Below are 11,684 nucleotides of genomic sequence, written 5' to 3'. Positions count from 1 at the left end.
GTTCGAGTCTGTGTACAGTTTTCTGCGTGTCGAATGGCTTTTATCTTCCGAGTGAGTCGTCGGGTTCAATGAACGAAGGTCCCTCGACGATCGAGACCGAACTCGACCGGGATATCGGGATCGTTGGCGCAATTTCCCTCGGCGTCGGAACGATGATCGCGGCGGGTATTTTCGTTCTCTCGGGTCTTGCGGTCAGCAATATCGGAGCGATGGCAATCGTCGCGTTCATCATCGCGGCGATCGTGGCCTCGTTCACCGCCTTCGCGTACGCCGAGTTCGCCTCGATCTACCCCGAATCCGGTGGAGGCTACGCCTACGTCTCGAACACGTTCGACTCGGATCTGACCTATATCGTCGGCTGGTCGATGATTCTGGGGTACCCTGCGTCGGCCGCGTTCTACCTCGCTTCGTTTTCCGATTGGTTCGATCGATTCATCGTCCCCCTGTTCTCCGCCGGCCTGAACGAAGCGCTCCCGTTCTGGCTCTCGGGAGTCGTCATCCTCGGCCTCCTGGTCGGGCTGAATTTGAAGGGAACCGAGGAGTCCGGCCAATTCCAGATCGTTGTCACCGTGTTGAAGGTCTTGCTCATTCTCGTCTTTCTATTCGGTGGCCTCCAGGCGTTTGACTCCGCGACGATTGCAACGTCGTTCGCGGAAAACGCCGATAAATACCGTCAGATCGGCCTGACCAGCGCGCTGGTGTTTATCACCTTCTTCGGTTTCGAGGCCATCGCGACCAACGCAGAAGAAATCGAGAAACCGGGACAGAACGTCCCTCGAGCCATCTTCTTTGCGATGGGGTTCGTAACCTTCGTGTACGCGCTCGTCGTCCTCGTTGTGACGCTTGCGATCAACAATCCCGAGTATCTCGAGTTCCTCATCGGAACCGTCGCGACGATAGCCGATACCGCCGGTGCAGAGTCGTATATCACCGAAAATGGGGAAATCGCGATGGGATACGCAGCGTCGTTTTACCTCGGAAACATCGGTTTCTACGTCATCATCGTCGGCGCACTGTTCTCGATGTTATCGGCGGCAAATGCGACTGTTCTGGCCGGCTCGCGCGTGAAGCTGGCCATGAGCCGTCGTGATCATTTGCCCGAACGCTTCGAGGACCTCCATCCGGCGTTCAACACGCCGTACTGGTCAGTGCTGCTCACCGGCGGATTGATCGCGTTCTTCATCTTCTTCTTTACCGTCCTGCCGCAACTGATCTTCGGGACGACGACGATTCACGCCGGGTTCCTCGAGTTCCATATGGGTATCGAGGCCATCGCCCACTTCGCGGACTTCATGCTGTTGACCGGCCTCATCGTCGTGAACTTTGCCATCGTCAGATCCAGACAGAAGTATCCCAAAATCGATCGTGGCTTCGAGGTGCCGGCTGTCCCCTACGTTCCGATCGTCGCCGTGCTCGCGAACCTGATTCTCATGGTCAACGTCGAGCCAGGGGCGTTTCTGCTTGGACTCCTCGCCGAAGTCATCGGCGTCGCGCTCTGGGTTACGGTTATCGGGACCACGACCAAGGAAACCATCGAACAGGAGACGCCGACCGTCGTCGAGGAGATCTTCCCCGAGGATCGCGAATACCAGATCCTCGTTCCCATCGCAGACCCCGAGCACACGGAACAACTCATGCGAACGGCCAGGAACATTGCCGCGGACAAGAACGGGGAAATACTCGTCCTGTCCGTCGTCGCCCTCCCCGAACAGACGCCGCTCACGGAGGGCCACGGTCTGGTCGACGATCGGCGTGCGATCATCAACGAGGCGATGAACGTCGACGTCGGAGGCGGTGACGCTGATATTCCGGTTAACGGAATCGTCAAGATCGGCCACCACGTCGACGAGGCGGTCCTCCATACCGTGACCCAGCACGGCTCGGACGCCATCTTGATGGGGTGGCGCGGCAGACCCGCTCGGCGCCGTGACGTGGTCGTCGGATCGACGGTCGATACCGTGGTTCGCGAAGCCGACTGTAACGTACTCGTCGAACGAATCGGTACCAACGGGTCCGTCGACTCGATTCTCCTCCCGGTCGCCGGGGGGCCCCACGCGAAATACGCCACCGAGGTAGCACGCGCCATCGCACACGTGACCGACGCGTCCATCACCGTCCTCCAGGTCGTCGAACCCCACAACGAACGGAATCGTGAGTTGGCATCGGCGTCGCTGAACGAAATCGGGACGATACTCGAGGACGTCTCCTTCGAAACGCAACTCGTCGAGGGCGAGGACGTAGCCGACACGATCGTCGATACCTCGAGCGACTACGACGCGACGATCGTCGGTGCGACTCGCGAAGGACTCTTCCAACAGCTCGTGTTCGGCGCGATTCCGGAGACGGTCGGGCGAGAGGCGGGCGGGACGGTCATCATGGCCAAAAAGGACCTCGGCATTACCTCTCGTCTCCGCCGGCTGTTCTCGCGGTCCTGATCGGGCGCTCGCCGCCGGTAGTGGCACTCACGCCACTGTGACAATCACGCCACCGCGGTACTCCCGCCGTCGAATTGTCTGCACGCGACGTCTCCGTCCCAGCCGTCGCACCGAATCGGTTCCTCGTCCATCATCCGACCCCGCGAGGACCGGATGACGATCCGGTGAGACGCGATGCGACGAGCGGCCCAGGATCGGTTTCAGAACCAGGCTCGGACCCCGTCGTTCGGACCCATCGCGATGGCTGGCCCCTACTCTGAGACGGGGATCGCCAATTCGATCGCCGAACCGTCCGACCGGCTCTCGAAACGTCACGGCTTTGTGAATCGAGTACAATATAGTACCAATGAAACGCATTCGTCCGGACGAACTCGAAGCGCGCCTCGAGTCGAACTCGAGAGACGACCTCTTTCTCCTGGATATCCGACCGGAACCTGCCTTTCGGGCAGATTCGATCGAGAGGAGTTACAACATCCCCGTCTACGACGACCTGCGACGAGGCGACGACGCCGAATTACGCGACCGGCTCGATGAGATCCCACCCGAGAACGACGTGGTCGTGGTGTGCAAGATGGGCGTGGTCGCCAAACGAGCGACCAGCGTGCTCGAAGAAGAAGGATACGACGCAGCGACGCTCGCGGGAGGCATGAGCGGATGGACCGGCTATCGGACGGGATCGCTCGGATACAGGCTCCGGTCGGTCGTCTGGAGCCTCCGGGAGTCGATGCAGGCAGTCTCGTGACGTGCGAGGGTCCGTCGAACGAGAGATCGTCGTCGTTCGAAAACAACGGCTCGGGTGAGCGGAACCCCGTGGGGCGGCCCTCGACCTGGAACACCGCTACTCGCTCCGGATATCTACCGTGACGACAAGATGGGCGTCGAACCAATCCGGTTCGCTGTTGTCTCCGGTGACCTGGTTGAGCGGCCAGGCCTCGCAGACGGAACTTTCGACAACCCAGGCCCAATCGGTACTGTCGGTGACGCTCACAGTACATCACCTCGAGCACGGCTGACCTCACGAGAGCAGTCAGGACACAGCGGTCGAGTCGCCGAGACCTTCGCCTCGCACCGAGGGCACTCGTCCCGATCGACGACGCGGCTCACGCTGGATCCCCTCCAGCAGACTCGGTCACATCACGAGCCTCAGTGTCGGTTTCCGAAATCGAGGGACGGGCTATCGACGTCCGACTCGCGACCTCGTATAGCCGATTCGCTCGGACGAAGCCCATCATCGCTGCACATCACCGCCGTCGGTCAGCTCCGGACAAACTCGGTTCGAGCCCGTCCGCTCGAGTCGACGAGAACAACTATGCCCATGACCGGCTTCCGACCGACCATCGAGCAGCAGTGTGCAGCGCGCACCGCACTCTGCGCAGCGAAACTCGCGACTCTTCGTCGGTTCGGGGTTAACCGACTGATTTCTCAGAATCCGTTCACTTTCCGCGTCGGAAAGCGTCACGCAGACCACCTCGAAAACCGGCCGCTAACTGTCAGGAAATGCGGGAAAAGGGGTTTATATCCAGTGGGCCGGCGCAGATTCGAACTGCGGTTACGGCCACCCGAAGGCCGAAGGATACCAAGCTACCCCACCGGCCCGCATTCGTAGTGTACGCATCTGTTCGTTTAACGCTTCCGAAAGCCGTCGTCCGCCCGCCGGCAGCCGGTTCGACTCCGTGAGCGCACCACCATCTTCGCCTCAAAACCGCTCGTAGCCGTTCGTATCGAGATAGTGATGGGCAACGGTGATTGCCTGGTCGGTGTGAAGCCGCTCGGGGCCGAGCCGGAGTCGATACTCGGCGATGTCCTCGAGCAGCGCCGCTTCCGCGTCGGTGAAGTCACGATGATCCGACAGGACGAAAATCGAATCCGCGAGGGCATCGGTGTCGACGTCGACCACCGCGTCGCCGTCCTCGTGGAGGTGAACGATGGGACCGTCGGCGGCGATTTCCGCGAGCGTTCCCTCGAAGCCGCGCCGGTACAGTTCGATTCCGGGACTGGGTTCTGCAGGGAGGGCACCGATGGCTTCGTCGCGGTGCTTGAGGGCCGTCCGTACGAGCGCGGCGGTACTTCGCTCGTCGGGATTGAGTCGTCGGAGGTCGCGTCCGTCGAAAGATATCGTCAGTTGGTCTCGAGCGACGAGGTGGACGCGGACGGACTCGCGGATACCGTGGGACGTGACGAATGCCGAGGTGATCGACCGACAGAGTGCGTCGAGGCGGCCAGCTCCGCCGGCGAGATCATCGAGCGAGAAATTGGGTGTCGTCGGGACGTCGTGACCGATGAGGACGAACTGGCGCATGTCGGGACGAAGCCAGGCGCCGGGATAGCCCTGCCGGTTCGACACCGCATCTTGGACGACGCCGTGCGTTCACGAACCGTGGTCGTGGATCGGTCAGGGACGGTTCACGACCGTGAGCCGACGTTGAGTCGCCGTTCGAGCGTCGTCCGGACGATGCCGGTCCCAGGCGTTTCGTCCAGGTACCAGACGAGAATCGCAGCGGCAAAGAGACCGAACTGGACCCATTCGTAGGCCCCTAGCTCGTAGTAGTGGAGTATCGCGTCGAGAATACCGGCGACGGGGTGTTCGGGCGGTTGCTCGAGAATCGGCCATAACAGGTAGGCGCCGCCGGCGAGGTTCCCCGAGAAGACTGTCGGCGGGATGTCCGCGAGTAGATGTGAGCAGTAGCCGAGGAGGAAGCCGACGCCGACCGTGCGACCGCCGAGTCGATCTGCAGCAACGAGGACGGTCGGCACGAGGAGCGCGGCGACGAAAAGCGAGTGTGCGAGCGTTCGGCCGCCGGGCAGCACCCCGAAGTTCCACGCGAGGGGCTTGTCGATCAGGTCGGGCGTCTGCGAACCGACCGCGAGCGCCATCACCGGGACTGCGCGGGGCGGTCGGTCGAACTGCCGGTGGACGGCGACGGAATACGACAGGTAGGCGACGGCGAGATGTCCCCAGGGCCACATCCTGCGGCCATACTCCGGAGGCGGGCATAGGTGCTTCGACTCGAGACACCGCGCTTACACTGCATAGGCATGGCCAACAGTTTCCAGTATCACCGGTATGGAGTGATTACATGGCGAAATCAGAGTCGGCACAAGCCCGCGGAAGGGGACGATTGCTCGCGATTCTCGAGGGACGGCCGTGCCCGTCCTGTGCCGAAGGTACACTCGAACGTGGCCGATACAAGGGTAACTTGGCAGTCGTCTGTAACACTTGTGGCACGCCCCGGGCGCAGGTCTGGTCGGTTTCTTCCGACTAGCGCTCGAGCGCCCCGATCCAGGCGTCAGCGCCGCTGCCGGCACACCAGTTACTGTGATCCTCGTAACAGTGGGTGCCGATGGCTTTGCCGCATCGACACCAGTGCTGTGCATCGGTCGTGATGGTCCGCCGACAGAGCGGACAGCGAGTGCGCATATGAGTACGACCAACGGAATCAGCATATATTTCCTCATATTTCGTCGTGTATCGAATCCGACCGACGACGGGAGTCCGAGACGGTGGCCGTCTCTGCCAGCGACTCCGCGCAGATTTTGCGCAGCGGTGTGATCGGAGGTTTCCTGAACGGCGGATATCCGCGCCAAGTCTCGTTAGGGAGTGGATACCGTCTGGGTGAGGCGAACCGGCCGATCACTGTGATCTCGAACCAGAATAGTCGTGACCGACGACGAGCGCGAGTGCGTGGACCGTCAGGAGCCCGATGAAGAGTGACAGGTGACGTATCGAATCGATACCTGAAACGACGATGGGCAGATAGACGACCGGAAGGACGGTGCCGAGCCAGAAGCCGGCGGCGGTGACGGAGTAGCTCAAATACATTGAAGGGCTACCGAATCGATTCGAGGTCGACGAACGAGTCGTCGTGTGCCGAAATCCAGGTGGTCATCAGGACGTCCTCACTGGCATTGCGTGGGAAGATGGCACACTCGTCCGGTGCGTGATCGTTTTCGACCGTGACGTGATCGAACTCGAGTGTCGGTTCCTCGGTATCTGATGGGTGAACGTCAGCGTCGGTCATACGTTATCAGGCGGCGGATGTTCGCGCCAGATAGTGCTACAGAATTTGATACTATTGTTATCGAGTATCTAATGTGTGGAACACCGACGGTAGCGAGTATCGACGGCACGATTCACACGTTTCATTCCCTCGAAAAAGACCGTAATACGTCCTGACGTGTACGAACTCGCTATGACCGTAATCGATCCAAAAAACGGTTTCTGTCGCGGCTACAACGATCTATTACGCTAATTTCAGCTATTCTTTTCATTAGTTCACGTCTGTTATATCGAATCCGAGTCGACCTCGTCCGACCGTTACCGTCGTATCGACGGCCGAGCATGGAGGATCAGGTCCCGGGTGACGGTTCGTCCGCCGCGCTGAAGTCGAACCGTGAGTCTTTCTCCCGGGTTGGTCTCGAGTGCGAGAAACGTCGACAGCGCGTGTCGGTCGGGGATTGAATTACCGTTCAGTTCGAAGATGACGTCGCCCCCGACGGGGATCGATTCGCCGCGACGTCGTACCGATCGAGTGGCCGGTTCGAGGACACCTTCCGCGGCCGAACCGTCGACGACGGCCGTGACCATCACCCCGGTCGCTTCGGGGAGGTCGTTTGCATCGGCGAGCAACCGGTCGACGGTTCGAAGCCTGATTCCCAGAGAGGAGTGGTCGTACGAACCCGATTCGATGAGCGACGGAACGACACGTCCGGCGAGTGCCGCGGATATCGCGAACCCGATGTTGTCTCCGCCACCCGAAGTAACCACGCCGACGACGCTGCCATCGAGATCCACGAGTGGACCGCCGCTGTTGCCGGGATTGACCGCGGCGTCAGTCTGGATGACGTTCGGATAGGAAAACCGTCGCTGGGGAAGTTTCAACGTTCGATCGACGCCGCTTACGATCCCTGCAGACATCGACCCCTCGAGGCCGTAGGGGTTTCCGATGGCGGCGACTTGTTGGCCGACGACGGGCCGTTGGTCGGTGAGGGACAGCGGTGTCGCTGAGTTGGGTACGTGATCGACCTCGAGGACGGCCAGATCGCTGTAATAGTCGCGGCCGACGAGCGTGGTACTGGTCCAGTCGCCGGTGATGTACTGGAGATCTGCCGCCGTGCCGTTGGCGATGACGTGGTCGTTGGTGACGACGTGGCGCGTATCGTAGAGGAAGCCCGAACCCTGCCCACGGCCTTCTGCGCCCGTGTCCGGATTCTTGAGGCCGAAGACGCGAACTTGCGTGACCGATTCGATGAGGGCGTTGTACAGATCGGTGAACGCCGATCCGCTCGCGAGGTTTTCTCGATCGATGTTGTACGAGGAATCGCCATCGAACGAACTATCGGCCCGGGGTTCGGAACAGCCGGCGATCGCACCGGCGAGACCGGCACTGGCGGCCGCGAGAAAAGACCGACGGCCCAGTCGGGAATCGTGCATAGCGGGGGATAGGAGCCGATCCATTTTAACCTCCGGAGAAATGGCCTGCATTTTCAAGCTGCGGCAGTCGACCGTGGCCGCCGTGTCGAGACCAGGGTTCGTCCCAACGACGAGGACTCGTCACATTCCAGCGATAGAAGTCCCGTTCCGACGAAGGGAAAACGTGTTACCCGCGGCCGCCCGACACCCGAGACATGATCACGGAAAACGCCCGCGCGTTGCTGGGGACCGGAGCCGTCTGTGACTCCTGTCTTGGGCGCCCCTTCGCCGAGCAGAGCTTCGGGCTGACCAACGCCGAGCGCGGTCGAGCGCTGCGGATCACGGTCGCGCTGGCCGACGACGAGGACTTCGACCCCACCGATCCCGCGGATTGCTGGGTCTGTGAGGGGTACTGCGGGACCTTCGACGCGATCGCTGAAACCATCGTTGACTCCCTGGAGGGCGTCGGGTTCGGTACCTATCAGGTCGGCACGCGCGTGCCACCGCTGGTCGAGGAAAACGAACGACTACTCCGGGAAGACGCTGGCCTCGAACCGGATGCCGGTGAATCGATGAAGCGGGAGGTCAACCGCGAGGTGGGCCGACGCGTCGGCGCAAAAACGGGGACCGACGTCGACTTCGACAGACCCGATGTGCTCGCTATCGTCGACCTCGACGGGTTCGATCCGCTTGAGGCGCTCGGATCGGGAACCGTCACAAGCCACGCGGTCGACGTGCAGATCAACCCGGCGTTCGTCTACGGCCGCTACCGAAAACTCGACCGTGACATTCCACAGACGGAGTGGCCCTGTCGGGAATGTGGCGGGAGCGGCGTCCAACTGGGTGACGACGGCGAGGAGACCTGCGACTACTGCGGCGGCTCGGGATACATGTACGATACCAGTGTCGAGCAGGTCGTTCGCCCCTACATCGTCGAGGCCATGGACGGTGATGAGGGGACGTTCCACGGCGCGGGCCGAGAGGACGTCGACGCTCGCATGCTCGGCGAAGGCCGGCCGTTCGTCCTCGAGGTGAAACGGCCCTGGAAACGCGACCCCGATGTGGAAGCGCTCGAAGAGACGATCAACGAGGCCGCAGAGGGTGCAGTCGAGGTCGAGGGGCTTCGGCTCGCGACCCACGAGATGGTCGAGCGCGTCAAGGAGCACGATGCGAGCAAGCGCTACCGGGCCGACGTCGCGTTCGCCGACCCGATCGGCGAGGCCGATTTCGACGCGGCCCTCGCCGAACTTGCGGGGACGACCGTGAACCAGTACACGCCCGAGCGGGTCGATCACCGACGGGCCGGCCTCACCCGCGAGCGGACGGTCTACGGGATCGACGGCGACCTCCGGGGGTCAACCGACGCGGAAGTCCGGCTCCACGGCGAGGGCGGTCTCTACGTCAAGGAACTCATCAGCAGCGACGACGGACGCACAGAGCCCAGTCTCGCGGGCCTGCTCGGGACCGACGCCGAGATCACGGCACTGGACGTGACCGGCGTCGAAGGGGAAACCGAACCGTTCGAACGCGAGGAATACTTCCTGGACGGATCGGACGACAACTGACGGACGCGAATTCGACGCGATGGGACCCGTCGACGTCTCGAGCGGACCCGACCGTCTCGTCGTCTCGGTCAGATTTCGGCGTACTCGTTCGAGATCACCTCGCCCGCAGCGACGGTTCGTCCGTCGCCGCCGGGAATCGACTGGTGCGTCCGATTTCGCTCGATCGAAAAGTGCAGGTGCGATGGGGTCGCCCGTCCGGTATCCCTCATTCCTCCGATCTGCTTGGCTCCTGGAAACCCGCTGTCCCCCGGTGACGGCACGAACTGTATGGGGCCACAAGCGCCCGCCGAAGACGTCTCACAGCCCTCCTCGCACTGGCCGTGCTGCTCCGATGTCGGCCAAGAACGTCCAGTTCGTCCCGCAGTTGGGCCCCGTCTCGCGATACTGCTCGAGGTCGCGGGGCGGGATTTCGGTGGCCTCGTGTGCCGCTGGGCTGCCGGTCAACGCCGACCGATCAGTCACCGCGTTCGACAGGGAGGACGTAGCCGACGCCATCGAAGACGACTGACTGCGGGTGCCGGTTCGAAGACCGGATTCGTCACTGACAGCGGTATTGTCGTCCGCTTATCGGAGGAACAACAGCACTGTCGTCCGCTGGTCGGAGTCACAACGATTTTGCTTTCGCCCCTCGAGCAGCCCTCTATGCCCTTCGGCGTCGACGAAGCGGGAAAAGGCCCGGTACTTGGGTCGATGTTCGCCGCGGCAGTCCACCTCGAGGAACCGGCCGACCTTCCGAACGGGATCAAAGACTCGAAACGGCTCACGCCCGAGCGCCGGACGGAACTGGCGGCGACCCTCTGGGACGACGACCGGATCGCGATCGGCGTCGCCGAAATCACGTCTGAGCGGATCGATACCCCAGAGACGGATATGAACTCGCTCGCCGTCACGGCCCACGCGACGGCGATCGAGCGCGCGGTCGCCAGCCACGAGCGAGGGAACGCGACGATAGTGCCACTGTCCGGACTCTGTGACGCGTGTGACACAGACGCCGACCGGTTCGCACGCCGCGTTACCGAGGCGTGTTCACTCGAGGACGTCGCTGTCGACGCACGTCACGGCGCCGACGACGAGTCTCTCCTCGTCGGCGCGGCGAGCATCGTCGCCAAAGTCGAACGAGACGCACACGTGGCTGCCCTCGCCGACGAGTACGGGCCGGTCGGGAGCGGCTATCCGGGCGACCCGACCACCCGCCAGTTTCTCGAGGACTACGTCGACGATCACGGCACCCTTCCGCCGTTCGCGCGCGCGTCGTGGTCGACCTGTGAACGCGTTCTTGCAGCGGCCGAGCAGACTGGGCTCGAGCAGTTTTAGGGCGGTCTGGGTCAATAGTCGACGGATTCAGGGCGCTCTCACTGACCGCCCGGCCCCGCTCGCATCGCCAATCCGAACGTTTACCTCGACGATGTGCGAACCGACCACCCACGATGGGCATTCGAATGCTCGGCTACGCGGGGGCGGCAGGGATTGCAACGTTTCTCGGTATCTTCGTCGCCGTGTCGGAACTCATGGCCCCGTTCATCGAGTTCTCCGTACTCGTGGGCATTCCGGCCGGGATAGTGGCCGGCGTCCTGACAGCAGCCGTCGTTGTCGTCCAGTTCGGTCGCGGAACGGATCGAGCACCTCGGCCGCTCGCGCAGACCCTCGGTACGTTCGGTCTGACCTTTCTCGCCGTCTTCGTCGTCGCACTCGGTGGGTTCCGGGCGGGCGTGACGAGTTCGGTCGCGAGCGCGACGATCCTCGGCCTTCTGTCGGGACTCGTCGTCGGCGCTCGATCTCGCCACGAATTACAGCCCCCTGGGTAATCCGCCCTACCCGATCGCGGCTGCTCGCGATTCGCCGCTCGAATTTCAGGCGAGCCATCGGTTCGATCCCCGACGTCCGCTGGAGCGCGTCGAACGACCGCCGCACGAATCAGGTCTCTCGCCAGATCGCGTATCCGTAGGAGCCGACACCGAGAAACACCAGAAGCGACGAGAGCAAGTCGAGGGTGGCCGCTCCGGTGAGAACGGCAGCGAGCTGGAGCAAGCCGCCACCAACGAGACAGCCCGCGGCCACCGTTAGCGCCGATCGCGGGCGCCTGCCACGTTCGTACAACGTCGCACCAACGGCGATGGCAATGACGCCGAAGCCAAGCGCGCCGACGGTAGCCGCGAGCGGATTGTTCGTACTCGTTGCATACGCCATTACCACGAAATAGGCGACGATCAGACCGACGATCACGCGGGAGCGGGATCCCAACTCGGGAGATCCGTTCATGCGTCACGTAACGGG

Annotated in this window: 16 protein-coding genes and 1 tRNA gene; 7 read left to right on the top strand and 10 right to left on the bottom strand. The window is 62.5% G+C overall.

What is annotated here, in order from left to right:
* Window positions 1-68 precede the first annotated feature (68 nt).
* A complete protein-coding gene (locus tag NJU76_RS12300; RefSeq protein ID WP_254528941.1) occupies window positions 69-2,435 on the top strand; it encodes an amino acid permease in 2,367 nt (788 codons plus the stop codon).
* A 346-nt stretch (window positions 2,436-2,781) separates the two neighbouring features.
* The gene (locus NJU76_RS12295; RefSeq protein WP_254528939.1) at window positions 2,782-3,177 is read left to right on the top strand and encodes a rhodanese-like domain-containing protein; all 396 of its coding nucleotides are present in this window, start codon (window positions 2,782-2,784) and stop codon (window positions 3,175-3,177) included.
* A gap of 96 nt (window positions 3,178-3,273) precedes the next feature.
* Here the strand turns inward: NJU76_RS12295 and NJU76_RS12290 are convergent, their stop codons facing one another.
* From NJU76_RS12290 to NJU76_RS12275, 4 genes are all read right to left on the bottom strand, one after another.
* Window positions 3,274-3,423: a hypothetical protein gene (locus tag NJU76_RS12290; protein ID WP_254528937.1), complete on the bottom strand. Its 150-nt coding sequence runs from the start codon at window positions 3,421-3,423 to the stop codon at window positions 3,274-3,276.
* Between the two features lie 535 nt (window positions 3,424-3,958).
* Window positions 3,959-4,031 (bottom strand) — tRNA-Pro (locus tag NJU76_RS12285).
* Window positions 4,032-4,131: 100 nt separating this feature from the next.
* Window positions 4,132-4,734 carry a tRNA (pseudouridine(54)-N(1))-methyltransferase TrmY gene (gene trmY, locus NJU76_RS12280; RefSeq protein WP_254528935.1) on the bottom strand — a complete coding sequence of 201 codons (603 nt, stop codon included), beginning with the start codon at window positions 4,732-4,734 and terminating at the stop codon, window positions 4,132-4,134.
* Window positions 4,735-4,838: 104 nt separating this feature from the next.
* Window positions 4,839-5,402, bottom strand: coding sequence for a metal-dependent hydrolase (locus NJU76_RS12275; protein ID WP_254528933.1), 564 nt, complete (start codon window positions 5,400-5,402; stop codon window positions 4,839-4,841).
* Window positions 5,403-5,512: 110 nt separating this feature from the next.
* Here NJU76_RS12275 and NJU76_RS12270 point away from each other — a divergent pair, with 110 nt between their 5' ends.
* Window positions 5,513-5,698, top strand: a complete 186-nt coding sequence (locus NJU76_RS12270) for an HVO_A0556 family zinc finger protein (RefSeq protein WP_254528931.1) — start codon at window positions 5,513-5,515, stop codon at window positions 5,696-5,698.
* Here the strand turns inward: NJU76_RS12270 and NJU76_RS12265 are convergent.
* From NJU76_RS12265 to NJU76_RS12250, 4 genes are all read right to left on the bottom strand, one after another.
* Entirely contained in the window at window positions 5,695-5,853 is a 159-nt protein-coding gene (locus NJU76_RS12265) for a hypothetical protein (RefSeq protein WP_254528929.1), read from the bottom strand. The two genes, NJU76_RS12270 and NJU76_RS12265, sit on opposite strands and share 4 nt — an antisense overlap.
* 213 nt (window positions 5,854-6,066) lie before the next feature.
* On the bottom strand, window positions 6,067-6,255 hold the full coding sequence (locus NJU76_RS12260) for a DUF8028 family protein (RefSeq protein WP_254528927.1): 189 nt from the start codon (window positions 6,253-6,255) through the stop codon (window positions 6,067-6,069).
* Between the two features lie 7 nt (window positions 6,256-6,262).
* Entirely contained in the window at window positions 6,263-6,454 is a 192-nt protein-coding gene (locus NJU76_RS12255) for a DUF7511 domain-containing protein (protein ID WP_254528925.1), read from the bottom strand.
* A gap of 296 nt (window positions 6,455-6,750) precedes the next feature.
* On the bottom strand, window positions 6,751-7,866 hold the full coding sequence (locus tag NJU76_RS12250; RefSeq protein ID WP_254528923.1) for a S1C family serine protease: 1,116 nt from the start codon (window positions 7,864-7,866) through the stop codon (window positions 6,751-6,753).
* Between the two features lie 194 nt (window positions 7,867-8,060).
* Between NJU76_RS12250 and NJU76_RS12245 the strand changes: the two genes are divergently transcribed.
* A complete protein-coding gene (locus tag NJU76_RS12245) occupies window positions 8,061-9,410 on the top strand; it encodes a tRNA pseudouridine(54/55) synthase Pus10 (RefSeq protein WP_254528921.1) in 1,350 nt (449 codons plus the stop codon).
* Between the two features lie 68 nt (window positions 9,411-9,478).
* On the opposite strand, the gene NJU76_RS12240 is transcribed toward NJU76_RS12245, so the two are convergent.
* A complete protein-coding gene (locus NJU76_RS12240) occupies window positions 9,479-9,619 on the bottom strand; it encodes a hypothetical protein (RefSeq protein ID WP_254528914.1) in 141 nt (46 codons plus the stop codon).
* Between the two features lie 122 nt (window positions 9,620-9,741).
* On the opposite strand from NJU76_RS12240, the gene NJU76_RS12235 reads away from it, so the two are divergent.
* The 3 genes from NJU76_RS12235 (at window position 9,742) to NJU76_RS12225 (ending at window position 11,215) form a co-directional block, all read left to right on the top strand.
* Window positions 9,742-9,918, top strand: coding sequence for a hypothetical protein (locus NJU76_RS12235; RefSeq protein WP_254528912.1), 177 nt, complete (start codon window positions 9,742-9,744; stop codon window positions 9,916-9,918).
* 134 nt (window positions 9,919-10,052) lie between these two features.
* A complete protein-coding gene (gene rnhB, locus NJU76_RS12230; protein WP_254528910.1) occupies window positions 10,053-10,724 on the top strand; it encodes a ribonuclease HII in 672 nt (223 codons plus the stop codon).
* Window positions 10,725-10,837: 113 nt separating this feature from the next.
* Window positions 10,838-11,215 carry a DUF8147 domain-containing protein gene (locus NJU76_RS12225; RefSeq protein WP_254528902.1) on the top strand — a complete coding sequence of 126 codons (378 nt, stop codon included), beginning with the start codon at window positions 10,838-10,840 and terminating at the stop codon, window positions 11,213-11,215.
* A gap of 109 nt (window positions 11,216-11,324) precedes the next feature.
* On the opposite strand, the gene NJU76_RS12220 is transcribed toward NJU76_RS12225, so the two are convergent.
* Window positions 11,325-11,669, bottom strand: a complete 345-nt coding sequence (locus NJU76_RS12220; protein ID WP_254528900.1) for a hypothetical protein — start codon at window positions 11,667-11,669, stop codon at window positions 11,325-11,327.
* Window positions 11,670-11,684: the final 15 nt, after the last annotated feature.

This window comes from Natrinema gelatinilyticum (genome assembly GCF_024266705.1).
Taxonomy (GTDB): domain Archaea; phylum Halobacteriota; class Halobacteria; order Halobacteriales; family Natrialbaceae; genus Natrinema; species Natrinema gelatinilyticum.
The sequence above is the reverse complement of the archived record's forward strand: the minus strand, read 5'-3'. Positions and strand labels throughout refer to the sequence as shown.

Bases quoted from the DNA above. Each gene is read 5' to 3' on its own strand.
- NJU76_RS12300 (WP_254528941.1), top strand. From the start codon at position 69: ATGAACGAAGGTCCCTCGACGATCGAGACCGAACTCGACCGGGATATC.
- NJU76_RS12295 (WP_254528939.1), top strand. From the start codon at position 2,782: ATGAAACGCATTCGTCCGGACGAACTCGAAGCGCGCCTCGAGTCGAAC.
- trmY (WP_254528935.1), bottom strand. From the start codon at position 4,734: ATGCGCCAGTTCGTCCTCATCGGTCACGACGTCCCGACGACACCCAAT.
- NJU76_RS12275 (WP_254528933.1), bottom strand. From the start codon at position 5,402: ATGTGGCCCTGGGGACATCTCGCCGTCGCCTACCTGTCGTATTCCGTC.
- NJU76_RS12270 (WP_254528931.1), top strand. From the start codon at position 5,513: ATGGCGAAATCAGAGTCGGCACAAGCCCGCGGAAGGGGACGATTGCTC.
- NJU76_RS12265 (WP_254528929.1), bottom strand. From the start codon at position 5,853: ATGCGCACTCGCTGTCCGCTCTGTCGGCGGACCATCACGACCGATGCA.
- NJU76_RS12260 (WP_254528927.1), bottom strand. From the start codon at position 6,255: ATGTATTTGAGCTACTCCGTCACCGCCGCCGGCTTCTGGCTCGGCACC.
- NJU76_RS12255 (WP_254528925.1), bottom strand. From the start codon at position 6,454: ATGACCGACGCTGACGTTCACCCATCAGATACCGAGGAACCGACACTC.
- NJU76_RS12250 (WP_254528923.1), bottom strand. From the start codon at position 7,866: ATGCACGATTCCCGACTGGGCCGTCGGTCTTTTCTCGCGGCCGCCAGT.
- NJU76_RS12245 (WP_254528921.1), top strand. From the start codon at position 8,061: ATGATCACGGAAAACGCCCGCGCGTTGCTGGGGACCGGAGCCGTCTGT.
- NJU76_RS12240 (WP_254528914.1), bottom strand. From the start codon at position 9,619: ATGAGGGATACCGGACGGGCGACCCCATCGCACCTGCACTTTTCGATC.
- NJU76_RS12235 (WP_254528912.1), top strand. From the start codon at position 9,742: ATGTCGGCCAAGAACGTCCAGTTCGTCCCGCAGTTGGGCCCCGTCTCG.
- rnhB (WP_254528910.1), top strand. From the start codon at position 10,053: ATGCCCTTCGGCGTCGACGAAGCGGGAAAAGGCCCGGTACTTGGGTCG.
- NJU76_RS12225 (WP_254528902.1), top strand. From the start codon at position 10,838: ATGGGCATTCGAATGCTCGGCTACGCGGGGGCGGCAGGGATTGCAACG.
- NJU76_RS12220 (WP_254528900.1), bottom strand. From the start codon at position 11,669: ATGAACGGATCTCCCGAGTTGGGATCCCGCTCCCGCGTGATCGTCGGT.